Source organism: Alteromonas ulvae (assembly GCF_048987005.1).
Taxonomy (GTDB): Bacteria; Pseudomonadota; Gammaproteobacteria; order Enterobacterales; family Alteromonadaceae; genus Alteromonas.
Window position 1 is genome coordinate 1,164,305 of sequence record NZ_CP185261.1, and the last position, 25,243, is coordinate 1,189,547.

Sequence of the window (25,243 nt, forward strand, 5' to 3'; positions counted from 1 at the left end):
AAAATAACAAAACATATAATAACAAAGCGTCATCGGGGAATAGATGAAAGACATATTGCTGGTTAGTGATAATCAGGAACTTATCCAGAATTTAGAAACAATCGTTACTTTCATGGGGGAATCGTGTTTGTCGCGTGGACTCAGTGAATGTGATTTGTTCCTTTCTTCCACCGGCGCTGACGCCGTTCTTATTGATTACACATCGGCGAACATCGTCAATCAGTTAGTCTCAAAATTTCCACATATACCCTTTGTTGCCCTTATACAAAATGAAGGCGACGCCAATGTTAACCTAAACCTGGTCAGCGTTATCAGTACGCCTCTTACGTACCCAGTACTAACTCAAGCTATTCACCGCTGCCAAGAGTATTCACGCCGCAGGCCCAATTTGTCGAAATCTGCAGGCACGAAAACTCGCTTGTTTCGAAGCTTGGTGGGGAAGAGCGATGAAATTCAAATTGTGCGGCGTTTGGTGGAGCAGGTAGCTCCTACCGATGCCACGGTGCTCATACTCGGTGAGTCGGGCACCGGTAAAGAAGTGGTTGCTCGAAATGTCCATTTTTTCTCTGAACGTAAAGACGGCCCATTTATACCCGTTAACTGCGGTGCCATTCCAGGAGAGTTGTTAGAAAGTGAGCTGTTTGGGCATGAAAAAGGCGCTTTTACTGGCGCAATCAGTTCTCGCAAGGGGCGTTTTGAATTAGCTGAAGGCGGTACGTTATTTCTCGATGAAATAGGGGATATGCCATTACAAATGCAAGTAAAGCTGCTTCGTGTACTGCAAGAAAAAACGTTCGAGCGAGTTGGCGGTACCAAGCCCCTCAAATGCAATGTTCGCATTGTTGCCGCTACCCATCGCGATTTAGAGACAATGATAACGCAAGACAAATTTCGCGAAGATTTGTATTACCGGCTTAATGTGTTTCCCATCGATAGCCCGGCCTTGCGACAGCGAAAAGACGATATTCCCTTGTTGCTGCAAGAGATCAACAGTCGAATAAAAGGCGACGGCGCAGACGGCGTTCGCTTTACTGAAAGAGCCATTTCGTCGCTTATGGAGCATGAATGGGCAGGTAATGTCCGAGAGCTTTCCAACTTAGTTGAGCGACTCACTATTCTCTATCCTGGCCATATAGTGGATGTGAGTGATCTTCCCGAAAAATATCAATACGGTGATGCCGTCGCCTATGAGCCAGATTACCCTGAAGAGATACTAGAGCGTGAGGCGTTCAATAGCCTATTCGCTGAATCTGCGGCGCAAGAACGCTTAGAAGAGCAAGAGCATGAACAAGATGGAGCTGATGATGCTTCACAGGATAATTTCATATCCTCTGCGTTGCCGGAAGAGGGCGTTAACCTCAAAGAGTATTTATCGGAACTTGAAGTTAACCTTATCCGCCAAGCGCTTGAAAGCCAAGACTGGGTGGTAGCTCGCGCTGCAGATAAGTTGGGCATGCGCAGAACCACGCTGGTGGAGAAAATGCGTAAATACGATATTCAACGTACCGAAGATGCATAACGTCAGGTATTTGACGTTATGATTTAAGCGTCTTTTAAGCACTAACTCAATGAATATTAAAGTAAAGTAAAACTGGCACACCTTCTGCTTTAGCTAATCCATATTTCGTTAACGTCTGCAATTTGACGAGGGTTATATGGCTTACGACGGCTCACAAACAATTTCCGAATACGCTGCTTCTAGTCTTGTTTTTCATGGTTTGAAAAGCAATGATAACCTAGCTGAGTCTTCACCAAGTTATGGCGCTCAATTAAACCCAAACGTTGAAAGTGCTCAACGCATTCAAGAAACTCCGTGCATTTCAACTAATCATACCCCCTCTTCTAAAGAAGTGGCTTCGCTAAGACTTCAAGCAAGTCGCTTAGAGCACCTGCTCCAAGTTATGCCCGCCGGTGTCATTGTTCTCGACGGCAAAGGCATAGTGCGTCAAGCCAACGAGCAAGCGAAAGCATTACTTGGCGAACCTCTCGAAGAAGAAATTTGGCGACGTATTATTACTCGGTCTTTTAAGCCGAGAGCCGATGATGGTCATGAAGTGTCGCTTGTTGATGGACGCAGAGTAAAGCTGTCGATAACGCCTCTGGAAAATGAGCCTGGGCAGCTTATCGTCATCACTGACTTGACGGAAACCAGAGAGCTTCAAGCCAGAGTGAGCCATATGCAGCGCTTATCTTCCTTAGGAAAAATGGTTGCGTCATTAGCCCATCAAATAAGAACGCCGCTCTCAGCTGCGGTGTTGTATGCGTCGAACCTTACTCGTAAAAATTTGCCCGAAAATGCTTCACAACAGTTTGCCCATAAGCTTAGCGACCGTCTTAAAGAGCTAGAGAGCCAGGTCAACGATATGCTGCTATTTGCGAAGTCGGGAGAACAACAAGTAGTAAGCCAAATTACCTTGCCTGAGCTATTTGAATCTATAGAGTCGAACGCTTACGCGATGACGTCGCAAGAGCAACAAATTCTAATATTCAAGGGCTTCGACAGCACAGCGTCTATTACTGGTAATTTAACGGCGCTTCAAGGTGCATTGCTTAACCTCATACACAATGCTAGCCAGGTAACACCTAAAGGGTTTGAGATAGTGGTTGAAGCTAAGCTAGATGATGATTCCTTGGTCATTGAAGTGACAGACAGTGGCTCGGGTGTACCAAGCAACATCAAGTCAAAAATTTTCGAACCCTTTTTCACCACTAAAACTCATGGCACGGGTCTCGGGCTAGCGGTTGTCAAGTCAGTGATTCATGCACACGATGGTATGTTGGATGTGAGTGATGCTGAAAATGGGGGCGCATGTTTCAGTGTGAGCTTGCCGTGCAAAACCGACAACATGTTAACTAACGTCGCGTAAGTTCATAGGAGAATATCAATGTCTAAAACTACTATTTTGATTGTTGAAGATGACGCAGGTTTGCGCGAAGCACTCTTTGATACGTTACTGCTTGGTGATTATGACGTGATTGACGCTGATTGCGCTGAGTCTGCGCTTATGATCTTGTCTGCCAAAAAAATAGATTTGGTGGTAAGTGATATTCAAATGGGTGAAATGAGTGGGCTCACGCTGTTAAAAAGTATCAAAGCAAAATACCCAAGTATGCCGGTACTGCTAATGACAGCCTACGCGACCATCGATGATGCAGTGCAAGCCATGCGAGACGGTGCCACTGATTACTTGTCAAAACCATTTGCGCCAGAAGTATTATTAAACCTAGTGGGGCGATATGCCCCTGCGCAAAAAATAGAGTCGCGAACGCCTATTGTTGCTGACCCATCGAGTATTAAGCTGCTTGAGCTTTCTCGCAAAGTGGCAAAGTCAGAAGCAACCGTAATGGTGTTAGGACCAAGTGGCTCGGGGAAAGAAGTTATTTCTCGTTATATACATGACCAATCCAATCGCAGTGAATCGCCATTTGTGGCGATTAATTGCGCGGCGATTCCAGAAAACATGCTTGAGGCCACCTTATTTGGCTATGAGAAAGGTGCATTTACCGGCGCGGTTCAGGCCTGCCCGGGCAAGTTTGAGCAGGCACAGGATGGCACCCTATTACTCGATGAGATTACCGAGATGGACTTAGCGCTTCAAGCTAAGCTTTTGCGCGTTTTGCAAGAGCGGGAAGTGGAAAGATTGGGTGGTCGAAAGACAGTAAAACTCAACGTAAGAGTTATCGCAACGAGCAACCGAGATTTACGCAAAGCTGTTGAGAATGGCGAATTCAGAGAAGATTTATACTACCGATTAAATGTTTTCCCCATTGAGTGGCGTCCGCTATCTGAGCGTCCCGGTGACATTGTACCGCTAGCTGAACACCTTATTACCCGCCACGCAAGCCAGCAGGGGCTGGGCAATATAAGGTTGAGTGCGGCGGGTCGTAGCAAGCTCTCTCAATACCGGTGGCCTGGTAACGTACGCGAGCTCGAAAACGTGGTGCAGCGAGCGCTCATTTTATGTGAGAACGGTGAGATAGATTCCCGCGATTTAATGATAGATGAAAGTGTATCTATCGCTGCGGATATGCCTATTCCATCGGAAGCAAGCGAAGATAGCCACCTAGGCTCAGAGTTGCGCTATCAAGAGCATCAAATAATTTTGGATACGTTGGCGTCATGTAATGGTAAACGCAAAGACGTGGCTGAAAAGCTGGGCATAAGCCCTCGTACCCTTCGCTATAAGTTGGCACGTATGCGCGACGATGGTATCGAAGTGCCGGCTTAGTTTTACATAGACGTTTTTCAAAAAGATAACGCATACAAGAAATACCGTCGCCATTAATCGTATTTTTGGCGGCGGTTTTTTGTTGCTAATATTTAATGCCCTGTCTCACTTTACGTCATTATTTTGGCTTCTTGCCTTTTTGATTTTCAAGTTATTGATTTTTAATTCTTTATAAACTTGGCAAGCCCTTTGCAAAAGCCTCCCTATATAATAAATATGTGACTGATAACCGTCGCAATTCATCGATTCTTAGGAGTGGTTATGGACGTTAAAGCCAACAGCTTGTACCAAGAAATGCAAAGTATGATTGGGCAAACTCGTCTTCCAGTTAACGAGCTACAACCCTCAAATGGGCTTCAACCTACCAATGAGATAAATACCTCTGCTAGTGACTTCTCCACTATGCTGAAACACGCTGTCGATGGCGTAAACAATATGCAGGTAGAGTCCAAGACCATGCAGCAACGTTTTGAGATGGGCGATCCTAACTTGAGTCTAGCGGAAGTTATGTTGGCAAAAGAAAAGTCGGGTATTGCGTTTGAGGCAACGGTGCAGGTGCGAAATAAGGTGCTTGAAGCATATAAAACAATCATGAATATGCCGGTGTAGGTGGAGTAGATTATGGCTGAGGCAACAGGCACAAATTTATCTGTTTCAGATCAAGGTCTTGGAATGGATAGTGAGCCGGAAAATAAATCAGGTTTTATGGACACCTTAGGCAGCGCCGACATGATGCGTCAAATGGCATTGGTCGTTGTCTTAGTTATATGCGTGGCTATCGCTATCTTTATTCTAATTTGGTCGCAGGAGGCAGACTACCGGCCTCTAGCCAAAATGGAAACGCAAGAGCTAATCGAAACTCTTGATTACATGGATGCCAGCCAAATTGACTATAAGCTTGAAGGTAACACGGTATACGTTAGAGCCGATGAGTTTCAAACCATCCGCTTAGGCATGACGCGACAAGGTCTAAATAACCCTACTGAGACCGGCACGGACATCATTATGCAGGACATGGGGTTCGGTGTCAGTCAGCGGGTTGAAATGGAGCGATTGAAGCATGCAAGAGAGCAACAAATTGCATCGACAATACAAGATATGTCGAGTATTCAAAAAGTCCGTGTTTTACTCGCTATGCCGAAAGAAAATGTATTTGCACGTAGAGAGAAAAAAGCGTCCGCTACCGTTGTATTAACCGCCAAGCGTGGCTCAGTTATTACCGGTGAGGAAGTTGATGCGGTAGTCGATATTGTTGCATCAGCAGTACAAAACCTCGACCCATCAAATGTGACGGTAACCGATAGTAACGGACGTTTGCTTAACTCAGGTTCGCAAGACTCTCTGAGTGCAAGGGCTCGAAAAGAATATGAAATTGAACGCCAGCGCGAGCAAGAATATTTAGAAAAAATTGACGCAATACTCATCCCGGTTTTAGGCATTGGTAATTATACTGCGCAGGCAGATGTATCGATGGACTTTACCGCAATGGAGCAAACTCAGCGTAGCTACAACCCAGATTTGCCTGCGGTTCGCAGTGAAATGATTGTGGAAGAAAATAGTGTAGGCGGTGGCGTAGGCGGCATTCCTGGCGCGCTCTCAAACCAACCTCCGCTAGACTCGAATATCCCGGAGAATGCTGCAGGTGCGGCGCAACAAACCATGCCTGGACGCACTGCAAAAGAATCAACACGCAACTATGAACTCGACACCACCATCAGTCACACTAAAAAGCAATCTGGCGTTATCCGTAGGTTGAGTGTTTCTGTGGCCGTAGATTACACTCAAGTAGCCGGTGAAGACGGCACCATGACTCCATCGCCTCGCAAGCAAGAAGAAATACTCAATATTCGTAGGCTGTTGCAAGGTGGCGTGGGTTTTGATGTTACGCGGGGCGACTCCCTTGAGGTGGTTAGTGTACCTTTCATGCGTATGGATACCGGAGCCGTCGAGGACGTCCCATTTTGGAAAGATCCTGAACTTCTCCCTATTATTAAGCTTATTATCGGTGGATTGGTTATAATAGTACTGATCATTTTTGTCATCCGTCCGATGTTACGTCGCTTGATTAATCCAGATGAAACAAAAGAAGTTGACGACTTTGATGCTGACGAAGGTTTAGATTTAGGTGACGATACCATCAGCATGCTGTCGACAGAATTCGACGAGGGTCAGGTTGGCTTTGCACCAGATGGATCGCTAATGTTGCCTGATTTACACAAAGACGAAGATGTATTAAAAGCCGTGCGTGCCCTAGTGGCGAACGAACCAGAATTGTCAGCCCAGGTTGTGAAGGGCTGGTTGATGCAAGACGAGTAGTGAGAAAATATTATGGCTGAAGAACTTGCCACTGTTGAAGACCAGTCGTACGACGTCAGTAAATTAGAAGGCGTCGAAAAGGCAGCAATTTTGCTTTTAAGCTTGTCTGAAGAAGATGCCGCGCAAATACTTAAGCACTTAGAGCCGAAGCAGGTACAGAAGTTGGGCACTGAGATGGCGAAAGTCGATGACATGACGCAAACCAAGATCACAGCCGTACACAAGCATTTCATCGAAGAGATTCAAAATTACAGTACCATCGGATTTCAGAGTCAAGATTTCGTTAAGCGAGCACTTACTGCTGCTCTTGGCGAAGATAAAGCCGCGAACCTTATTGATCAAATACTGATGGGAAGCGGAGCGAAAGGCCTCGATTCACTGAAATGGATGGACTCTAAGCAAGTGGCCAGTATCATTCGAAATGAGCACCCGCAGATACAAACCATTGTTCTATCTTATTTAGAGCCGGAACAAAGCGCAGAAATCTTAGCTCAGTTCCCAGAGAAAGTACGGTTAGACCTGCTTATGCGTATTGCTAATCTTGAAGAAGTACAGCCTGCAGCGCTTCAAGAGCTAAACGAAATTATGGAGAAACAGTTTGCGGGTCAAGCCGGCACACAAGCCGCGAAAATGGGCGGCCTGAAGTCTGCAGCTAATATCATGAACTACCTAGATACTTCTATTGAAGGGCAGTTAATGGATGCAATACGCGAACAAGACGAAGAAATGAGCCAGCAAATCCAAGATCTGATGTTTGTCTTTGACAACCTCATTGATGTAGATGATAAGGGTATTCAGGCTATTCTTCGAGAGGTGCAGCAAGACGCGCTACTCAAATCAATTAAAGGTGCTGATGAAGAGCTAAAAGAAAAGATCCTGCGCAATATGTCAAAACGAGCCGCTGAAATGCTTAATGACGATCTTGAGGCTCTCGGTCCGGTTCGTATATCGGAAGTTGAGGTGGCGCAAAAAGAAATTCTCTCAGTGGCCCGTCGACTTTCTGACTCCGGTGAAATTATGCTTGGCGGCGGTGGTGGCGAAGAGTTCTTGTAATAGTCCATTAAATACAGGTTTGCCTTTAAATACTGTTACCTTCAAATACTGGGAAAAATGATGTCTGCGAATAGAGGCTTTAGTGAAAGCGAAGCAAACGATGCTAAGAAGTGGGACCTGCCATTTGTTGAAGATGCTAGCGCGAACAAAAGTGGCAGCGCGACAAACGCATTAAATCGTCGCTCAGATTGGAAATACGAGCCTCCTGAAGAAATAGAAGAGGTTTCTCCGCCAACAGCAGATGAGATTGAGGCGATTCGTCAAGCTGCATTTGACGAGGGAATGAGCGATGGAAAGGCTGTAGGCTATGAAGAAGGAAAAGCGCAAGGATTAGAGGAAGGACTTCAGGAGGGACGTGAAAAAGGTCATACAGAAGGATTGGCGCAGGGGCTTGAAGAAGGGCAATCTCAAATTGCCACACAAACCGAGCAGTGGCAGATGCTTGTTGATAAGCTACACGATCCGCTCTCTCAAGTTAACGATGAAACTCGCGATCAGCTTGTAAAGCTTGCGGTAACCCTTGCCAAAGCCGTGATCAAAACTGAAATTAATACCAATAAAAAAGTCATCATACAGGCTCTCAGTGAAGGTATAAAAGCTCTACCTATTAATCAAAATGAATACCAAATACATTTACACCCTGACGATATCGCTATCGTGAACGAGCACTTTTCTGATGAAGTGAACAATAAAGGGTGGAATGTAGTCGCCGCGCCCAACATGGAACGAGGTGGTTGCGACATCGTGACCGCGCAAAACGCAGTGGATGTGTCTGTAGAGCGACGTTGCCGTGAAGTTATTGATCGCTTTCTCCTAAACCAAGGGCTAAACGATGACTAGCCCTTGGCATCATCACTTTGAATCGCTAACCAAGCAAGTCACTTCTGTACCTATTGTTGCAGCGGGCAAGTTGGTTCGCGGTATAGGGTTAACTCTTGAAGCTGTTGGGTGTCAACTTCCCGTTGGCAGCCAATGTTTAGTGCAAACTATCGAAGGCGAAATTGAGGCTGAGGTAGTGGGTTTTGGCGACGACATTACGTATTTGATGCCTACCGAGGCGGTAAGAGGGATTGTTCCTGGCAGTAGAGTTATGCCATTAAATCGACAGGGCGGTTTACCCGTAGGAATGGGGCTATTAGGCAGAGTCGTAGACGGTAACGGACAGCCACTAGACGGTCTTGGCGAAATTGAAGCTGAATATCGTGCACCCACCACCCGTCCGCCGATGAACCCGCTCATAAGGCGACCTATCAACGCCTCTATGGATGTAGGCGTCCGCGCCATCAATGCCCTCAATACTGTTGGGGTTGGTCAACGCATGGGTTTATTCGCCGGCAGTGGTGTGGGTAAAAGTGTGCTGTTAGGAATGATGACAAGAGGCTGTGAAGCAGACGTTGTTGTTGTAGGCTTAGTGGGAGAGCGTGGACGAGAAGTAAAAGAATTTATTCACGATATCCTCACAGAAGAAGAGCGTCAGCGCGCGGTGGTAGTCGCAGCACCAGCAGATACATCTCCTTTAATGCGATTGAAAGGCTGTGAAACCGCAGTGACCATTGCCGAGTATTTTCGCGACAAGGGAATGAAAGTTCTGCTTCTAATTGATTCTCTCACGCGTTATGCCATGGCGCAGCGCGAAATAGCGTTAGCTGTAGGAGAGCCGCCGGCAACAAGAGGTTACCCACCTTCTGTATTTGCGCGATTACCAGCATTGGTAGAACGCGCGGGTAACGGTAGTGACAAGCAGGGTTCGATTACTGCGTTTTATACGGTATTAACAGAGGGGGATGATTTACAAGACCCAGTGGCAGATGCCGCAAGAGCTATTCTAGATGGCCATGTGGTGCTATCTCGTACATTGGCAGACAGTGGTCATTACCCTGCCATTGATATTGAATCATCTATTAGTCGAGTGATGCCGCAGGTTGTGAGTGAAGAGCATCAATTAATGGCACGGCGTATTCGTCAGGTGTATTCTCAATACAAACAAAACCAAGATCTCATTTCAATAGGTGCATATGCGAAAGGCTCAGATCCTCGTATTGACCTAGCCATTAGGGCAGAACCAGCAATTAACGCTTTTTTGCAGCAGGGCATGAAGCAAGTGTTAGCCTATGATGAGAGCCTAGAGGGTATGGCAGCACTTGCGAAAGGGTTAGGGTAATGACGAAACAACTAGAGCGGTTAGCTGAGTTTGAAAAAGAAAAAGAACAGCAACAGGCGCGTTTTTATCAACAGGCACAGCTTTATGTCAATCAGCAACAGCACAAGCTTTCTAGTTTGGAGCAATACCGCGTCGATTATATTAAGGGTATACAACAAACCGGACAGTCTGGTGTTACAGCCACCTATTACCAGCAGCACCTTTCTTTTGTGGGCAAGCTCGACAAGGCATGCGAACAACAAATGCATATTATTGGTCAAGCGAAAGTGGCTGCTGACCAACGCAAGCAAATGTGGCTTAAACAGCAGCAAAAAGTGAAAGCGGTAACGCTTTTACTCGATAAAAAGCGAATAGCAAAAGAGCAAAAAGAGGCAAAAGCGGAGCAGGCAATGATGGATGAGTTTGCGACTCAGCGCTTTATACGCTCGAAGCGCTCCGCTTTCTAATTCCCATTCTTTTTAACTCTTCTTCTTCACAATCACTTACCAACTCAACTCTTAATCATTTAGCCTTTAAGTTAATTTCTCTAGCTTCAAAGTGCGAGCGTGATGATGTGAGTGCTGTTGTTGGCGCGGCTTTTGCTTTTTGCTGTCAATGTCTGTGCGAGATATTGACAGGGTATTTGCACAATACATCGACGTGAGGCGAGACAAATTTTATCTCATCAGTGCAATACAAATGAGAGAAAACGTATCGCTTGGAACGTTTATTGCTAAATCTATTGTCGGATATTGCTAAACATGGCAAAGAGAGCAAAACAGAGAGTAAAAAAGAACAGCAGGCTTTATCGCCGTTGTTAACGCAAATGGTAAGTTAAAAAACTTTGTTAAAAGAGACACTTTTAAAAGTATTAACTTTCATGCAGTTACGTTTTTATTTGCGTAAACACAACGATATAACTTTTACATCACTGGCTATGCTGGTGAACGTGTAGGACGGTAGAAAATCATGCAACAAGTTGCCGCAAATAAAACAGACATTGCCGCATTGCCTTTTTCGGAAACTTCTGCGGCTAAAGCTGTAGGTACGGGCTTAAACAGTCACGCTAACGGACAAAATAGCGAAGCTTTTAATAGTCTTTATCAGGAAGCAAAGACTACTGGCCGCGACTTCTTATCAGACGAAAAAGCCCGCAACGCCGATAGTGCGTCTCGCGAAAGTGAAACTCGAGCAGAACGAGCTGAATTGAACAGCGAAAAGGCAAGCGCGAAGAGCCGTGAAAACGCACATAAAGATTCAATGCTGAGAGATAGTGATCGCAGAGGGCTTGATTTTGACAAAGAAAATGCACCTAAAAACGCATCGTTAACCATTACGGAAAAAGAATACACTATCGGCGCTGAGGGCGATAAAGCACTGACTGATAAGCAGATTATTAATGGAGGGCTCAGTGATGCAAAGCCGACTCGTGAAGAGGCCGGTGAACCCGATTGGATAGCACTTGTTGAAGGCATCACTAAAAGCGCATTGGGACAGGCTTCTAACAGTAGCAGAACTCAAGGTAGCAGCGCTGAAGGCATTGGTAATGCCAGCAACAGCACTCAGGCTATAGATGCTAAAGGACTAGACGACAGTAACGCCGTCACTGATTCAGTGGCTGAAGTGATATCTCATTTGCAGTCTGTAGGGGGGAAAGATGCAGCCTCTAGTCAAACATTGGCTGACAAATTAAGTGCGCTGGCTCATTTACTGAATAAACAAATAGAATCTGCTGAATCGAAAGACACTGCAGAGAACAAAGTTATGGCAGAGAGCGGTAGCACAGATAAATTAAGTACGTTGCTTGCAGCGCTAACGGAAGCAGAGTCTTCAGAGGAGCAACAAGGTGCTAATTTAGGAGACGCTAATTCAGAAAACGCTAAAAGTGAAGAGAGTGCTCAAAAAGCGTTTTTACTCAGCTTAGTTAATGATGCACTCCCAACAGCAACTAACGACAGGTTAAGCAAAGCGCTATCTATAGAAAATGCAGGTGAAACCGCCACTGTGCAAACAGACACCAATATAGATAAGTTGCATGAAGCGCTAACCGACTCAGATGAAAAGAGCCAAGATCTCGTTACTTTCCAGGCGTTATCTGCATTAAACGCAGAGAACGCAGAAGCAGCTGTTTCTGACACCCATGTTTCAGACGTAGTTAGAGAGCAGAGCCGACTTGCTGCTCAGCAAGAAGCTGCTTCAAAAATAGGCACATCCTCTGCAGCAGCTAGTGGAGAAAATGCTTTGTTTAGTTCAGAGGCGATATCAGTACAAGATGAGTCTCTTCTGATGGCAATCAGTAAACTATCTGCTGAATCTGCGCAAAAAGCGACAGAAGCGTTTGCCGAACGCATGGTTGCACTTGTGCCAAATAGTCAGCAGCAACAGGCGGTGAAAACAAACATTATTGCGGGCATTAACGAATTTCAAAAGCAAGTTGAGCAGGGGCATCAGCCCGGTATCGACTTATCAGCAATAGTTTCCGACGCTGCTAAAGAAGCATCACTTGCCAGTGACGTATCCGCTGCGCTTAATTCAAGAGTCGATGCCCAAGCGGGGCAGTTTATGCAGCTCATGAACAATGCACAAAACAGTATCCACCAAATTGTGCAGAATCAATTCGCACACGTTGATACAGCATTTAATGAGAACAGCCAGCTACGGTCAGAGGCTTCGAAGCCTCAACAGCAGTTTGAAGGGTTTGATAAAGCCGTCAATATTCAAAAGCCCGAAGGGCAGCAGCAGCTAAATGAAAAAATTCGCTGGATGGTTAACGCTAGAAATACCATGGCAGAAATTCGCTTAGACCCGCCAGAGTTGGGCAGTATGCAGGTGCGTGTGAATGTCCAAGGGGATGCGGCAAGCGTTAGCTTTATCGTGCAGTCTCAGCAGGCTAAAGACGCCCTTGCCGACTCTATGGGAAAACTTAGAGACATGCTGTCCGAACAAGGCATTGAGCTTGGCGATGCTCAGGTAAGAAAAGATAATTCACAAAGTGGTGAAAGTGGTGAAAGTGGTCAGCAACTTGCAGGTCAAAATGGAAATGGTGAAGGGCAGCGTGGAAATAATGGCGCTGAGTTTGATGACGACACTCGAGTGATTGAACAAGCGGTAACAAGAGAAGCAAAAGGCGGTATTGATTATTACGCTTAGCTTTTCTAGCGATTTAATTATATGCCGCCGTATTTTACTGAACAGTTAAGCTCAAATAGTGTATATCAGCAAATATCTGCAAATTTTGACTAAGGCAGCATTGCGATTTTTACCCGAAGTCTGATAATACAGGCTTTGTGGTACTAAATTAGATATAGAAGAGATCTCATGGCAGATGAAGAGTTACAGGTAGAAGAAGGCGGGAAAAAGAAAAGCAAATTGATGCTTATCATTATTATTGCCGTCGTATTAATTGGTGGTGCGGCCGGTGCTTACTTTTTTCTTTTCGCTGGCAGTGATGAACCTGCAGCAGAACAGCTCCCTGAAACCGAAGCCGCAGCTGCTGGGACTGCAGCGAAAGAAGCAATACAAGGTGGCGGGGCTGAAATTGGAACGGCACTTTACGTAGCTATGCCAAGACCCTTTGTGTTTAACGTTCCCGGCGGAGGGCGTGACCGCCTAGTGCAAATCAAAGTGCAGCTTTTAGTGCGTGGTTCAGACAACGAAGAGCTGGTAAAAACACACATTCCTTTAATTGAAGGTACGCTGTTACAAACCTTTAGCATGTCAAATGCTGAAGACCTAGTGACTGAAGCAGGGAAAATAGAACTTCGAGAGCAGGCTGTCAGCGAAGTCAAGAAAGCGCTGGAAGAAAACGATATAGGTAGCAACGTAGTGGAGCGAGTGTTATTCACTGGCTTTGTGATGCAGTAGCAGTATGCATATTGTGCATACGATAACGGGTAGAACACTGTGAGCGATTTATTATCACAAGATGAGATCGACGCCTTATTACACGGCGTTGATGACGTAGAAGAAGAAGAGGTTGGCAGCGATGCTGACTCTGGTGCTTCGACGCTCGAATATGACTTTTCCTCACAGGATCGCATTGTTCGTGGGCGCATGCCAACCCTTGAGATTGTGAATGAGCGTTTTGCTCGCCATATGCGAGTTAGCCTTTTTAACATGATGCGACGTTCTGCTGAAGTGTCTATCAACGGTATTCAAATGATTAAATTCGGCGAATACATTCATACCTTGTTTGTTCCAACCAGTTTGAATATGGTGCGCTTTCGTCCCTTAAAAGGGACTGGCCTGATTACGATGGAAGCACGACTTGTATTTATACTTGTCGATAACTTCTTTGGTGGAGACGGACGCTATCATGCAAAAATTGAGGGTAGGGAGTTTACGCCCACCGAGCGTCGTATCATCCAAATGTTGCTTAAAATAATATTTGAAGACTACAAAGAGGCATGGGCGCCGGTAATGGATGTTTCTTTTGAATATTTAGATTCAGAAGTTAACCCTGCTATGGCCAACATCGTGAGCCCCACTGAAGTGGTGGTGATAAGTTCTTTTCATATAGAGCTTGACGGTGGCGGTGGTGATTTCCACGTATCATTGCCATACTCGATGCTAGAGCCTATTCGAGAGTTACTCGATGCGGGTGTACAAAGCGACAAAGAAGATACTGATCTTCGCTGGAGCAAGGCACTTCGCGACGAAATTATGGACGTTAAAGTGGCGTTAACCACGCATATGCTAGATGTAGATGTACCGCTTAGAGACATTATGGAGTTTAAACCGGGCGATATTATTCCCGTTGAAATGCCTGAAACTATCACGGTACTCATTGAAGATTTACCCACGTTTAGAGCTAAACTTGGACGCTCAAGAGACAATTTAGCTTTGAAAATTGTAGAGAAAATCGCAAGACCGACTTCTGTGAAGTCTGAGCTGCAATTATTAACCCGTGGCGGGCGCATTATTGACAATGATGCCGAGCTACAAGTACTCGAAGAAGACCTGTAAGGCAAGGGGAGTTCCCATGAGTGAAGACGGTATGGACGATTGGGCTGCAGCCATGGCTGAACAGGCTGATGCAGAAGCAGAGCAAGCCGACGGCGAGAACGAAGACGTTCAGGTTGCCGAACTAGATGAATTAACCGATGATGCGCCTATTACTCAGGAAGAGAAAAAGAAGCTAGATACTATCTTAGATATTCCGGTTACTATTTCGATGGAAGTAGGCCGTAGTCAAATTAGTATTCGAAATCTGCTACAGTTGAACCAGGGTTCTGTGGTGGAGCTGGATCGCGTAGCCGGTGAGCCACTAGATGTTTTAGTAAATGGCACGTTGATTGCTCATGGTGAAGTAGTAGTAGTTAACGACAAATTCGGTATTCGATTAACGGATGTTATTAGTCAAATTGAGAGAATCAAGAAGCTTAGATAAAACTTCTTACATAGTAAGGGGTTGCGCAATGCTGCCCCTTTTCATTAACAGCGTTGCCAGCGCGCAAACCACTCAGTCAATCACCAATCCCACATCTGTACTGTCAATTTTTCTTTCGCTACTTGTTGTGGTTGGCGTTATTTTTGCGCTCGCTTACATCATGCGTCGGTTTAATGTCACTGCTATGGGCAGCAACCACATGAAAGTGGTGGCAAGCATGGTGGCAGGTACCAAAGAGAAAATAATGGTCATTCAGGTGGGTGACGAACAGCACCTCATTGGTGTGACTAGCCATAATATTTCCCATTTAAGTAAACTGGAAAAAAACTTAGATGTGACGGTTAAGGGCAAGGCTGGAACTGGGAATAATCAGGCTGCATTTAAGCAAAAGCTGGTGGCTGCGATGGCAGGTAAACTCAATCCGCAGGCTGATACTAAGCAAAAGGATAACTAAAATAATGCGTAATCTAGCATTTCTATTGATAGCTTTGGTGTCGTTAGCATTGTTTGCTGAACCTGTGTATGCCCAGCAGGGCATATCGGCGGTTACTGTGGTTACCAATGAAGATGGGTCTCAAGACTACTCAATGACCCTGCAAGCGTTGTTTATTATGACCGCGCTCAGTCTTATTCCTGCATTTATTATGATGATGACGTCTTTCACGCGCATTATTGTAGTGTTGTCTATTTTGCGGCAGGCCATTGGTTTGCAACAGTCGCCCTCTAATCAAATTCTTATAGGTGTCAGCTTGTTTTTATCCATGTTTATCATGGCTCCCGTGTTTGAAGAGATCAATGAGCGAGCGCTTCAGCCATATTTAAATGAAGAAATGACCAGCCTCGACGCGGTAGAGCAAGCAAAAGGCCCCATGCGGGCGTTTATGCTCTCGCAAACACGGGTTAAAGATTTAGAAACGTTTGTGCGCATTGCCGGTGATGAAGATAAGTATGCCGATACCAACGAGGTGCCGCTAACTATACTTATTCCCGCGTTTGTGACCAGTGAGCTTAAAACGGCCTTTCAGATTGGTTTTATGCTGTTCATTCCCTTTCTTATTATTGATTTAGTTGTTGCGTCTATTCTAATGGCCATGGGGATGATGATGCTCTCTCCCATGATAGTGTCGCTGCCATTTAAACTGATGCTGTTTGTGTTGGTTGATGGGTGGAACCTTATTTTCGGTACTTTAGCCACTAGCTTTGGCATGGGCGTTTAGGAGGGCTTATGTCACCAGAAGTCTTTGTTGAGATACTCAGAGAAGCCATGTTCATGGTTATCATGCTTGTGTCTGCGGTTATTGTACCTAGCCTTATTGTTGGGTTAGTGGTTGCTGTATTCCAAGCAGCGACTTCTATTAACGAGCAGACTATGAGTTTTTTACCTCGCTTATTAATCACTCTGCTTGCGTTAAGCTGGGGGGGGAATTGGCTCGTTCAACAGCTAATGGATTTTACTTTTCATATGGTTGAAATGATCCCTCAAGTCGTTGGCTAAAAAGAGTGGTTGCTGAAAAGAGTCGTTGGAAAAAAAAGGGCATGTTGTGTAACAGGCATGTTGTATAAAAGGGCATGTCGGTTAAAGAGACAAGTAGAGTGAGAACCAAGGGTTTCTAATGGAAGTTGATTTAGCGATAGTAAACCAATTCTTAGCCGATTTAATGTTACCGTTTATGCGAATAAGCGGAATGTTTGTGGCGATGATTGGCCTGAGTGCTAAGTCTATTCCTCCACAAGTTAGGGCGCTACTTGGTATTTTGCTTACGTTAATCATCATGCCCATGGTGCCGCCGTCTCCAGTGGATAATTTAGTCAGTGCAGGTACCTTTCTGCTTATCACTCAGCAGCTGCTTATTGGCATCGCCATAGGCTTTATTTCAATGATGGTGTTAAATACCTTTGTATTAGCCGGTCAGATTATCGCCATGCAGACAGGCTTAGGGTTTGCCTCTATCGTAGACCCTGTGAACGGAATCAATGTTCCCGCGGTGGGTCAGTTTTATCTGATTTTAGCAACCTTGCTGTTTTGGACCCTCGATGGGCATTTGTCCATGATTCAAATGATCGTAATGAGCTTTGAAGCCTTTCCTATCGGTGAGGCTTGGTGGACGGGCGAACAGTTTAAAGGTATTGCTCATTGGGGCGGTTGGATGTTTGTATCAGCTATTACACTGTCGTTGGCACCGATTGTCTCGTTGCTGGTGGTTAACCTTGCCTTTGGTGTTATGACGAAGGCAGCTCCACAGTTGAATATCTTTAGTATTGGTTTTTCTATTGCGCAGATGATGGGGTTGCTTATCATCTGGATAACCCTCGACAACTTTACGGCACACTTCGAGACTCAGTGGATGCGAGCGCAGCAATATATGTGTGAACTGTTGAGAATTTGTTCATGAATATACTCAGCCCAAAGCGAAGACGATAGATGGCAGATTCAGCAGAAAAAACAGAAGACCCCACGGGGAAAAAACTCGAAGATTCCCGAAAAAAAGGGCAGATTGCTCGATCCCGTGAATTGTCCACCACGCTTGTGCTTATTATCAGTGCCATCATGTTTTTGTTTGTAGGGAGCTGGATTGCTGAATCGGTGTTTACACTCACGCGCCGCATGTTTATTTTGTCCCGTGATGAAACCTACGACACCACGCATATGCTGGCTGCTTGGGGAGACGCATTTACTACTATCAGTGGGCCCGTTCTTTTGTATATGGTTGTGGCCATGATTGCCGGTATTTATGGCTCGATAGCCTTAGGTGGCTACAACTTCACGTGGGACGGTGCAAAACCAAAAGCCTCTAAAATTAGTCCCATTCAAGGCTTTAAGCGCATGTTTGGTACCAATGGACTGGTAGAATTACTCAAATCAATAGCCAAAGTAATCACTATAATAGGCATGGCTATTGCTGCACTGCTTTTCTTTCAAGACGAAGCACTGCATCTGGATATGGAGCTGTATCCTGGCAACATTTTCCACGCCCTTGATATGCTTAAGTGGGCGTTTTTACTTCTTGTGTGCGGCATGATCCCTATTGCGCTAATTGATGTGCCTTATCAAATGTATAAGCATAATGAAGAGATGAAAATGACTAAGCAAGAGGTCAAGGACGAGCGCAAAAACGCAGAAGGCGATCCTATGGTGAAAGGACGCATTCGCCGTTTACAATACCAGGCAGCCTCTAAACGAATGATGCAAGAAGTACCCAATGCCGATGTGGTCGTGACAAACCCCACCCATTTTTCGGTGGCAATAAAATATGATGACAATGGCAACCGAGCCCCCGTTGTTATTGCTAAAGGTGCAGATGAACTTGCCATGCATATAAGAAAAATCGCCACGGCTAATAATGTACCGCTGATACCATCTCCCATGCTTGCCCGTGCTATTTTTTACTCAACTGAGGTTGACGATGAAGTGCCTAATGCATTGTTTATGGCTGTTGCTCAGGTGCTGGCCCATGTGTATCAGTTAAAGGCGCACAGAGCAGGAAAAGGTAAGCGTCCCAAGCCCCTCAAACGCGATTTACCCATACCTCCAGAATACCGTCGTTAGTACTTAGTGACGTTACGTAGTCTTTCAGTAAGCTACGCTCGTTCGGCATGGATGTGCTACCCCGCTTTATTTCACAAAAAGCCTAAAGCTGGCACGTTAGTTGTAGTGTCTCTTCCAGATTAACGTCAAGCGTCAATTTTCTGATAGAGAGACACCCAACGATGCAGTTATCAGGCTATCTTCAGCGGTTCGATAAGAGTCAGTTGCAACACTTCGCCAACGGCTTAGGTGCGCCAATCGTGTTGCTTGCCATTATGGGTATGGTTATTTTACCCATGCCGCCTTTTCTTTTAGACGTGCTGTTCAGTTTCAATATTGCATTGTCCTTAGTGATTATCCTTGTCGCGGTGTTAACGCAAAAGCCCGTTGATTTTGGTATTTTTCCGCTGGTCTTACTTATCGCAACCGTTCTTCGATTGGCGCTTAACGTAGCTTCTACGCGGGTTGTGTTGTTATACGGCCATGAGGGGGGCGACGCTGCGGGTAAAGTGATTGAAGCCTTTGGTGCGGTGGTTATCGGTGGTAACTATGCGGTGGGTATCGTCGTGTTTGCTATTCTACTTATAATCAATTTCAAAGTAGTCACTGCCGGTGCGGGTCGAATTTCTGAGGTAAACGCTCGCTTCACCCTCGATGCTATGCCTGGAAAACAAATGGCCATAGATGCCGATTTAAATGCAGGTTACATCGACCAAGATCAAGCCCGGGAACGTCGCGAAGAAATAACCGCTGAGGCCGACTTTTACGGTTCAATGGACGGTGCGTCAAAATTCGTTAAAGGCGATGCTGTAGCCGGCCTATTCATCATGCTCATCAATATTGTCGGCGGATTGTTTATCGGTATAATTCAATTCGACCTGTCATTTGGCGATGCTATTGAAATATATACACTTCTTACCATTGGTGATGGTTTAGTTGCCCAAATTCCCTCGCTTCTTTTGTCCGTTGCCACTGCAATAATTGTGACTCGTGAAAATGAGTCCCAAGAAATGGGGAAAGAAATTCGCGGACAGCTTGGTAATAACCAAGCATTATACATTGCGTCTGGCGTGTTGTTCGTAATGGGTATTATACCTGGGATGCCCCACGTTGCTTTTCTTGGATTTTCTTTTCTTATTGCGGGTGTCGCTTACTTTCAAACTCATAACGCTAAGAAAAAAGCAGCAGAGCCAAAAGTGCCAGACACACTGTCTAGAGACGACACTGTTGCTCCTGAGATAAAAGAGCTTGGATGGGATGATGTACAGCAGGTTGACACGATTGGTCTTGAGGTGGGGTATCGCTTAATACCATTGGTAGATAAGTCCCAAGGGGGCGAGTTATTAACCCGTATTAAAGGGGTACGTAAAAAGCTTTCCCAGGAGTTAGGCTTTCTCATTCCTCCGGTACACATTCGCGATAATCTAGATTTAGAGCCAAATACCTACACCATTGCAATGCTCGGCGTCACTATTGGAGATTCCATAATCAGCCACGATGAGGAGCTTGCGATAAATCCGGGCCAAGTATTTGGTAAGCTAGAGGGGAGGGCAACAAAAGATCCCGCCTTCGGACTCGACGCAGTTTGGATAAAACCCAACAAGCGCGAGCATGCACAAACACTTGGCTATACCGTGGTTGATGCAGCAACGGTGGTTGCTACTCACTTGAGTCAGTTGCTTACCAACAATGCATACCAGCTGCTTGGTCATGAAGAGGCGCAGCAGCTTCTCGATATGCTAGCTAAGCAGCATCCTAAATTAGTAGAGGGATTAGTTCCCGATATACTCCCTCTCAGTACGGTAGTTAAAATACTGCAAACGCTGTTATTTGAAGGCGTTCCTATCCGTGACATGCGAACTATTGTTCAAACCTTAAGTGAGTATGGAACACGCAGCCAAGACCCTGATGTATTGGTATCAGCGGTGAGAATTGCGCTTAAGCGCCTAATAGTTCAAGAAATAACTCAGGGCGCCAAAGAGATACCTGTCATAACCTTGGCGCCAGAGTTGGAACAGATGTTGCACCAGTCACTTCAAGCAGGTGGCGAAGATGGCGCTGGTATTGAACCAGGCTTGGCAGATAAGTTGCAAAAATCACTGCAACAAGCCAGTCAGCAGCAAGAACTTGAAGGAGAGCCCGCAGTGCTTCTTACTTCAGGAATGCTAAGACCGGTGTTATCACGCTTCCTCAAGTACTCTGTTGTTGGGTTACATGTGCTTTCTTACCAAGAAGTCCCCGATGACAAGCAGATAAAAATAGTTAGTTCGGTCGGTCAATAATCTGACGCTGGGTGAGTGGAGAGGGTGCAATGAAAATAAGACGATTTTTTGGCAAAGACATGCGTGAGGCACTAAGCCAAGTGAAGGCTGAATTAGGAAGCGATGCGGTGATCATGTCAAATCGCAAGGTGGCCGATGGCATTGAACTCGTCGCTGCGTATGACAAAGAGCCAGCAGCAAAGTTAAACATCGCTAAGTCCTCTGGTGCTTCTTTTTCTAGAGCGTCCTCTGCGCAAAATCCACCCCTAAGTCTAAGCGAAATCATCGGCGACGATGGCCCCGACAGCCTAAAAGCGTTATTGGAAAAGCAGCACGGCAGCGCTTCTTTGAACAATGCTGGCTCAAGCGCTAGTGGTCAAAACGGGCCTGCAGAGTTTATGCAGCCGAGCCCTGCCAACACAAAACACGCCAATGATATCGCGTCGCATCTCAATTTTTCCGACGCATTTATCGACGAGTTTGAGTCGCAGCAGCCAGTTGACAGACACGCAGGTCAAAAGGAGTACCAAAAACGAGACGAAGCATTTCCTGCTCATCAAGCGTCGAGTATTGAAGAAGCGCCAGCTGCACCGTCTGGTGAATTAGCGCAGATAAGAGAAGAGTTAGCGTCATTAAGAGATGTGCTTCAACACCAAGTGGCTGACTTGATGGAGGCAAAGCAGACTCGTCAAAAACCTGTTCATCAGTATTTGATCACCCGCTTAACCGATATGGGACTTAGCAAAGCATTATCTAAGCAACTTATTAGCTATACGCCTTCACATTATAATGAAAGAGATGCTTGGGTTTATCTTCTTAACCTATTGGCTAATCGATTAAATGTAACAGGTAACGATATACTTACCGCACAAGGTGCTGTTGCACTAGTCGGCCCAACGGGTACGGGTAAAACAACCACGGTGGCGAAATTAGCCGCTCGCTATGCACAAAAGTATGGCGCAGATTCTGTGGCAATGATTACTATAGATACTTATCGTATTGCTGCGTTTGAGCAACTTGCAACGTACGGTAAAATAATTGGTTGTACGGTGAGAAAAGCGCAATCAAGTGAAGAACTTTCAGATTTATTGTTCCAACTTCGTCATAAACGACTAGTATTGATTGATACGGCAGGGTTTAGTCAACGAGATAGTCGATTAATTAAGCAAATAAAGCATTTTGACAACGGTCAGATGCCCGTAGTGAAAAAATATTTAGTCGCGCAGGCAAATACACAATACCCTGCTTTACAGCGTATCATTAGAGCGTATGACGACATCGAACTAAGTGGTTGTATTTTCACTAAGTTAGATGAGTGCTATTCTCTAGGGGAGGTACTCAGTGCGGCAGTCGAGTTTCAGTTACCGGTTAGCTATGTCACCGACGGTCAGAAAGTACCTGAAGACATTAAGATTGCAGAAGCGAAATCTTTAGTTTCCGCCGCTGCAAAGCTTTATAAAAAATATGGTTTGGATCATACTAGTCATAACAACGATATTAAAACAGCATAAGTAGTATGATTGACGACCAAGCGAGTAGCTTAAGAAAAATGAAGCAATCACGGTTAATCAAAGTTATCGCCGTCACCGGAGGCAAAGGTGGCGTAGGTAAAACAAACATTACGCTTAACACAGCAATCGCTATGGCTAAGCAAGGTAAACGTGTAATGGTGCTTGACGCAGACTTAGGGTTGGCAAACGTCGATGTCATGTTAGGCCTTCGCGTTGAGAAGAACCTATCTCATGTTTTGTCCGGCGAGTGTACGCTAGATGATGTGCTCGTTACTGGCCCTCACGGTATTAAAATTGCGCCAGCAACATCAGGAACCCAGTCTATGGCGGAGCTATCACCTACTCAGCACGCCGGTTTAATACGTGCTTTTAGTGAGCTTCGCTCGCCTATTGACGTGCTGCTCGTCGATACTGCGGCGGGCATTTCAGACATGGTCCTCAGTTTTGCAAAAGCTTCACAAGACATTATGGTTGTCGTGTGCGACGAACCCACGTCACTGACTGATGCCTACGCGCTTATAAAACTGCTTAATCGCGAGCACGGTGTGTTTCGCTTTAAAATAGTGGCGAATATGGTACGGGACCTGCGAGAAGGGCAAGAGCTTTTTAGCAAACTGAGTAAAGTAACAGGGCGCTTCTTAGATGTTGCGCTAGAATTAGTGGCAACAATACCATTTGATGAAAATATTCGTCGAGCAGTGAGAAAGCAAACTGCTATAGTTGATGCTTACCCTGGCTCTCCAGCTGCGTTGGCAATAAGTCAGCTAGCGAATAGAGCGGCATCTTGGCCGATACCCGCTCAGCCAGGTGGCCATTTGGAGTTTTTCATTGAACAGTTAGTTGCAGAAAAAGCGGTGGGGCATCAGCGTTGAATAGTAAGGCGGCAGCTTATCAACAACAAACTGATAAATCGCAGTTGGTGGAGCGACACGCGCCTCTTGTGAAGCGCATAGCGCATCATTTGATAGCGAGACTCCCTGCAAGTGTACTTGTTGACGACTTAATTCAGTCTGGAATGATTGGACTGTTAGAAGCCGCGCGAAACTTTGACGGTTCGAAAGGCGCAAGTTTTGAAACGTTTGCCGGTATTCGCATTCGCGGTGCCATGTTAGATGAAATTCGCAAGGGCGACTGGACGCCGCGCTCTGTGCATAGGAATGGACGCGCAATCACAGACGCCATCTCTCGTGTAGAAGGCGAAACAGGAAGAGATGCAAGAGATGTTGATATTGCTGCTAAGCTAAACGTAAGTTTGCAGGACTATCATCAAATGCTCAACGAGGTAAATGCCGGTAAATTAGTTGGGATTGAAGATTTAGGTGTTTCTGAAGACGTTATTACTACTGAGCAGAGCAGAGGTAGTGATGCACCGCTTGAAGACCTTATGCAAGGGGCATTTCAGAAGTCGCTTGCACAAGCAATCACGACGTTACCAGAGCGAGAAGCGATAGTGCTATCTTTATACTATGATGAAGAATTGAACTTAAGAGAAATTGGTGAAGTTCTTGATGTAAGTGAATCGAGAGTGAGTCAAATTCACAGTCAGGCCATGTTAAAACTCAAATCTCGAATGAAGTCGTGGCACGCTGACGAAGAATAGAAATTATAACAATTAACCCCTCACTGGAGGCTATTTTGGATAAGAGCATGAAGATTCTCGTGGTCGATGATTTTTCTACCATGAGACGTATCATTAAAAACCTATTAAAAGATTTGGGTTTCGCAAACATCCAGGAAGCGGACGACGGAAATACGGCGTTACCTATGCTACAGCAGGGTGATTTCGATTTCGTTGTAACCGACTGGAACATGCCAGGCATGCAGGGTATCGACTTGCTAAGAGCAATTCGCGCTGATGACAAATTAAAGCATCTACCTGTACTAATGGTAACGGCTGAAGCGAAGAAAGAACAAATTGTTGCCGCTGCTCAAGCAGGTGTAAATGGTTATGTCGTTAAGCCATTTACTGCAGCTACATTAAAAGAAAAGCTAGATAAAATATTCGAACGTTTAGGTTGATCCAGACGCTCACCAGAGAAACGAGGTTTACTGGATGTCAACGAATACAAACGTTCCACTTTCACTAGAAGAAGCTAAGCAGCTCGTTGTTTACCTTGAAGCTGGTGACAATGCGTCCGCTAATGCACTGTTTGAAGCGGCATCAATGAAAGAAAATGTAGAGCTTTTCGCTGAAGTTGGAAAGCTAACGCGCCAACTCCACGATGCGCTAAACAATTTTCAAATAGACGATCGTATAAAGAATTTAGCAAAAGATGATATTCCCGATGCACAAACTCGCCTAACGTACGTTATTGACGAAACTGAGAAAGCGGCTAACACTACCATGGATGCAGTAGAGGCAAGTATGCCGATTGCTGAATTGCTCGCTTCTCGTATTGACAGTGTGATGCCTGAGTGGAAAAAGCTCATGACTCGCCAGATTGAAGTAGGTGAATTTAAGGCTTTATGTAAAGACTTAGACGAATTGTTAGAAGATGGTGCTTCTCAGTCGGCTAAACTTACGCAATTGCTAACAGAAGTATTAATGGCGCAGGGTTACCAAGACCTAACAGGTCAAGTTATCCGCCGCGTTATCGACTTAGTCAAAGAAGTTGAAGAGAGCTTAGTCAACATGCTTACCATGTTTGGCGAGCGAGATGGTTCAGAACAAACTAAACCATTAAGTGCTGAGGCCGATAAGGCTGAAGGTGTTAAAGCAGAGGGGCCGATCATGGACGCACAAACGCGTGATGATGTTGTATCGGGCCAAGATGATGTTGATGATCTTCTGTCGAGCTTAGGTTTTTAGGGGAGCGGG

General features: G+C 45.4%; 24 protein-coding genes. All 24 read left to right on the plus strand.

What is annotated here, in order from left to right; all coding sequences use genetic code 11:
- Positions 1 to 43 precede the first annotated feature (43 nt).
- The 24 genes from ACOJR9_RS05110 (at position 44) to ACOJR9_RS05225 (ending at position 25,234) form a co-directional block, all read left to right on the plus strand.
- Positions 44 to 1,519, plus strand: coding sequence for a sigma-54 dependent transcriptional regulator (locus ACOJR9_RS05110; protein WP_420935282.1), 1,476 nt, complete (start codon positions 44 to 46; stop codon positions 1,517 to 1,519).
- A gap of 136 nt (positions 1,520 to 1,655) precedes the next feature.
- Positions 1,656 to 2,867: a sensor histidine kinase gene (locus ACOJR9_RS05115; protein ID WP_420935283.1), complete on the plus strand. Its 1,212-nt coding sequence runs from the start codon at positions 1,656 to 1,658 to the stop codon at positions 2,865 to 2,867.
- Positions 2,868 to 2,885: 18 nt separating this feature from the next.
- The gene (locus ACOJR9_RS05120; protein WP_420935284.1) at positions 2,886 to 4,229 is read left to right on the plus strand and encodes a sigma-54-dependent transcriptional regulator; all 1,344 of its coding nucleotides are present in this window, start codon (positions 2,886 to 2,888) and stop codon (positions 4,227 to 4,229) included.
- 261 nt (positions 4,230 to 4,490) lie between these two features.
- Entirely contained in the window at positions 4,491 to 4,838 is a 348-nt protein-coding gene (fliE, locus tag ACOJR9_RS05125) for a flagellar hook-basal body complex protein FliE (protein ID WP_420935285.1), read from the plus strand.
- Between the two features lie 12 nt (positions 4,839 to 4,850).
- Positions 4,851 to 6,545 (plus strand): flagellar basal-body MS-ring/collar protein FliF, encoded by a 1,695-nt coding sequence (gene fliF / locus ACOJR9_RS05130; RefSeq protein ID WP_420935286.1) that lies wholly within the window; start codon positions 4,851 to 4,853, stop codon positions 6,543 to 6,545.
- 12 nt (positions 6,546 to 6,557) lie between these two features.
- The gene (gene fliG / locus ACOJR9_RS05135) at positions 6,558 to 7,598 is read left to right on the plus strand and encodes a flagellar motor switch protein FliG (RefSeq protein WP_420935287.1); all 1,041 of its coding nucleotides are present in this window, start codon (positions 6,558 to 6,560) and stop codon (positions 7,596 to 7,598) included.
- A gap of 60 nt (positions 7,599 to 7,658) precedes the next feature.
- Positions 7,659 to 8,438, plus strand: a complete 780-nt coding sequence (gene fliH / locus ACOJR9_RS05140; RefSeq protein WP_420936056.1) for a flagellar assembly protein FliH — start codon at positions 7,659 to 7,661, stop codon at positions 8,436 to 8,438.
- Complete coding sequence (gene fliI, locus ACOJR9_RS05145; RefSeq protein WP_420935288.1) at positions 8,431 to 9,759, plus strand: flagellar protein export ATPase FliI; 1,329 nt, start codon at positions 8,431 to 8,433, stop codon at positions 9,757 to 9,759. The genes fliH and fliI overlap by 8 nt, the downstream gene beginning before the upstream one ends.
- Positions 9,759 to 10,205, plus strand: coding sequence for a flagellar export protein FliJ (gene fliJ, locus ACOJR9_RS05150; protein ID WP_420935289.1), 447 nt, complete (start codon positions 9,759 to 9,761; stop codon positions 10,203 to 10,205). The genes fliI and fliJ overlap by 1 nt, the downstream gene beginning before the upstream one ends.
- A gap of 502 nt (positions 10,206 to 10,707) precedes the next feature.
- A complete protein-coding gene (locus tag ACOJR9_RS05155; protein ID WP_420935290.1) occupies positions 10,708 to 12,888 on the plus strand; it encodes a flagellar hook-length control protein FliK in 2,181 nt (726 codons plus the stop codon).
- A gap of 168 nt (positions 12,889 to 13,056) precedes the next feature.
- A complete protein-coding gene (gene fliL, locus ACOJR9_RS05160) occupies positions 13,057 to 13,602 on the plus strand; it encodes a flagellar basal body-associated protein FliL (protein WP_420935291.1) in 546 nt (181 codons plus the stop codon).
- A 39-nt stretch (positions 13,603 to 13,641) separates the two neighbouring features.
- The gene (fliM, locus tag ACOJR9_RS05165) at positions 13,642 to 14,703 is read left to right on the plus strand and encodes a flagellar motor switch protein FliM (RefSeq protein ID WP_420935292.1); all 1,062 of its coding nucleotides are present in this window, start codon (positions 13,642 to 13,644) and stop codon (positions 14,701 to 14,703) included.
- A gap of 16 nt (positions 14,704 to 14,719) precedes the next feature.
- Positions 14,720 to 15,127, plus strand: a complete 408-nt coding sequence (gene fliN / locus ACOJR9_RS05170; RefSeq protein ID WP_420935293.1) for a flagellar motor switch protein FliN — start codon at positions 14,720 to 14,722, stop codon at positions 15,125 to 15,127.
- Positions 15,128 to 15,155: 28 nt separating this feature from the next.
- Positions 15,156 to 15,581, plus strand: a complete 426-nt coding sequence (gene fliO, locus ACOJR9_RS05175) for a flagellar biosynthetic protein FliO (RefSeq protein WP_420935294.1) — start codon at positions 15,156 to 15,158, stop codon at positions 15,579 to 15,581.
- A gap of 4 nt (positions 15,582 to 15,585) precedes the next feature.
- A complete protein-coding gene (fliP, locus tag ACOJR9_RS05180; RefSeq protein WP_420935295.1) occupies positions 15,586 to 16,344 on the plus strand; it encodes a flagellar type III secretion system pore protein FliP in 759 nt (252 codons plus the stop codon).
- A gap of 8 nt (positions 16,345 to 16,352) precedes the next feature.
- Positions 16,353 to 16,622, plus strand: coding sequence for a flagellar biosynthesis protein FliQ (fliQ, locus tag ACOJR9_RS05185; RefSeq protein WP_032094412.1), 270 nt, complete (start codon positions 16,353 to 16,355; stop codon positions 16,620 to 16,622).
- 118 nt (positions 16,623 to 16,740) lie between these two features.
- Complete coding sequence (fliR, locus tag ACOJR9_RS05190; protein WP_420935296.1) at positions 16,741 to 17,520, plus strand: flagellar biosynthetic protein FliR; 780 nt, start codon at positions 16,741 to 16,743, stop codon at positions 17,518 to 17,520.
- Between the two features lie 29 nt (positions 17,521 to 17,549).
- Complete coding sequence (gene flhB / locus ACOJR9_RS05195) at positions 17,550 to 18,674, plus strand: flagellar biosynthesis protein FlhB (protein ID WP_420935297.1); 1,125 nt, start codon at positions 17,550 to 17,552, stop codon at positions 18,672 to 18,674.
- Positions 18,675 to 18,835: 161 nt separating this feature from the next.
- Entirely contained in the window at positions 18,836 to 20,935 is a 2,100-nt protein-coding gene (flhA, locus tag ACOJR9_RS05200) for a flagellar biosynthesis protein FlhA (RefSeq protein ID WP_420935298.1), read from the plus strand.
- A gap of 29 nt (positions 20,936 to 20,964) precedes the next feature.
- Positions 20,965 to 22,425, plus strand: coding sequence for a flagellar biosynthesis protein FlhF (gene flhF, locus ACOJR9_RS05205; RefSeq protein WP_420935299.1), 1,461 nt, complete (start codon positions 20,965 to 20,967; stop codon positions 22,423 to 22,425).
- A 5-nt stretch (positions 22,426 to 22,430) separates the two neighbouring features.
- Positions 22,431 to 23,297, plus strand: a complete 867-nt coding sequence (locus ACOJR9_RS05210) for a MinD/ParA family protein (protein ID WP_420935300.1) — start codon at positions 22,431 to 22,433, stop codon at positions 23,295 to 23,297.
- Positions 23,294 to 24,025 (plus strand): RNA polymerase sigma factor FliA, encoded by a 732-nt coding sequence (locus ACOJR9_RS05215; protein ID WP_420935301.1) that lies wholly within the window; start codon positions 23,294 to 23,296, stop codon positions 24,023 to 24,025. The genes ACOJR9_RS05210 and ACOJR9_RS05215 overlap by 4 nt, the downstream gene beginning before the upstream one ends.
- A 35-nt stretch (positions 24,026 to 24,060) precedes the next feature.
- Positions 24,061 to 24,444 (plus strand): chemotaxis response regulator CheY, encoded by a 384-nt coding sequence (gene cheY / locus ACOJR9_RS05220; RefSeq protein WP_013785088.1) that lies wholly within the window; start codon positions 24,061 to 24,063, stop codon positions 24,442 to 24,444.
- A gap of 34 nt (positions 24,445 to 24,478) precedes the next feature.
- Entirely contained in the window at positions 24,479 to 25,234 is a 756-nt protein-coding gene (locus ACOJR9_RS05225; RefSeq protein ID WP_420935302.1) for a protein phosphatase CheZ, read from the plus strand.
- The last annotated feature ends 9 nt before the right edge of the window (positions 25,235 to 25,243 follow it).

What these genes read in the sequence shown, in the direction of transcription:
- ACOJR9_RS05110 (WP_420935282.1), top strand. Translation starts at nt 44, where the DNA reads ATGAAAGACATATTGCTGGTTAGTGATAATCAGGAACTTATCCAGAAT.
- ACOJR9_RS05115 (WP_420935283.1), top strand. Translation starts at nt 1,656, where the DNA reads ATGGCTTACGACGGCTCACAAACAATTTCCGAATACGCTGCTTCTAGT.
- ACOJR9_RS05120 (WP_420935284.1), top strand. Translation starts at nt 2,886, where the DNA reads ATGTCTAAAACTACTATTTTGATTGTTGAAGATGACGCAGGTTTGCGC.
- fliE (WP_420935285.1), top strand. Translation starts at nt 4,491, where the DNA reads ATGGACGTTAAAGCCAACAGCTTGTACCAAGAAATGCAAAGTATGATT.
- fliF (WP_420935286.1), top strand. Translation starts at nt 4,851, where the DNA reads ATGGCTGAGGCAACAGGCACAAATTTATCTGTTTCAGATCAAGGTCTT.
- fliG (WP_420935287.1), top strand. Translation starts at nt 6,558, where the DNA reads ATGGCTGAAGAACTTGCCACTGTTGAAGACCAGTCGTACGACGTCAGT.
- fliH (WP_420936056.1), top strand. Translation starts at nt 7,659, where the DNA reads ATGTCTGCGAATAGAGGCTTTAGTGAAAGCGAAGCAAACGATGCTAAG.
- fliI (WP_420935288.1), top strand. Translation starts at nt 8,431, where the DNA reads ATGACTAGCCCTTGGCATCATCACTTTGAATCGCTAACCAAGCAAGTC.
- fliJ (WP_420935289.1), top strand. Translation starts at nt 9,759, where the DNA reads ATGACGAAACAACTAGAGCGGTTAGCTGAGTTTGAAAAAGAAAAAGAA.
- ACOJR9_RS05155 (WP_420935290.1), top strand. Translation starts at nt 10,708, where the DNA reads ATGCAACAAGTTGCCGCAAATAAAACAGACATTGCCGCATTGCCTTTT.
- fliL (WP_420935291.1), top strand. Translation starts at nt 13,057, where the DNA reads ATGGCAGATGAAGAGTTACAGGTAGAAGAAGGCGGGAAAAAGAAAAGC.
- fliN (WP_420935293.1), top strand. Translation starts at nt 14,720, where the DNA reads ATGAGTGAAGACGGTATGGACGATTGGGCTGCAGCCATGGCTGAACAG.
- fliO (WP_420935294.1), top strand. Translation starts at nt 15,156, where the DNA reads ATGCTGCCCCTTTTCATTAACAGCGTTGCCAGCGCGCAAACCACTCAG.
- fliP (WP_420935295.1), top strand. Translation starts at nt 15,586, where the DNA reads ATGCGTAATCTAGCATTTCTATTGATAGCTTTGGTGTCGTTAGCATTG.
- fliQ (WP_032094412.1), top strand. Translation starts at nt 16,353, where the DNA reads ATGTCACCAGAAGTCTTTGTTGAGATACTCAGAGAAGCCATGTTCATG.
- fliR (WP_420935296.1), top strand. Translation starts at nt 16,741, where the DNA reads ATGGAAGTTGATTTAGCGATAGTAAACCAATTCTTAGCCGATTTAATG.
- flhB (WP_420935297.1), top strand. Translation starts at nt 17,550, where the DNA reads ATGGCAGATTCAGCAGAAAAAACAGAAGACCCCACGGGGAAAAAACTC.
- flhA (WP_420935298.1), top strand. Translation starts at nt 18,836, where the DNA reads ATGCAGTTATCAGGCTATCTTCAGCGGTTCGATAAGAGTCAGTTGCAA.
- flhF (WP_420935299.1), top strand. Translation starts at nt 20,965, where the DNA reads ATGAAAATAAGACGATTTTTTGGCAAAGACATGCGTGAGGCACTAAGC.
- ACOJR9_RS05210 (WP_420935300.1), top strand. Translation starts at nt 22,431, where the DNA reads ATGATTGACGACCAAGCGAGTAGCTTAAGAAAAATGAAGCAATCACGG.
- ACOJR9_RS05225 (WP_420935302.1), top strand. Translation starts at nt 24,479, where the DNA reads ATGTCAACGAATACAAACGTTCCACTTTCACTAGAAGAAGCTAAGCAG.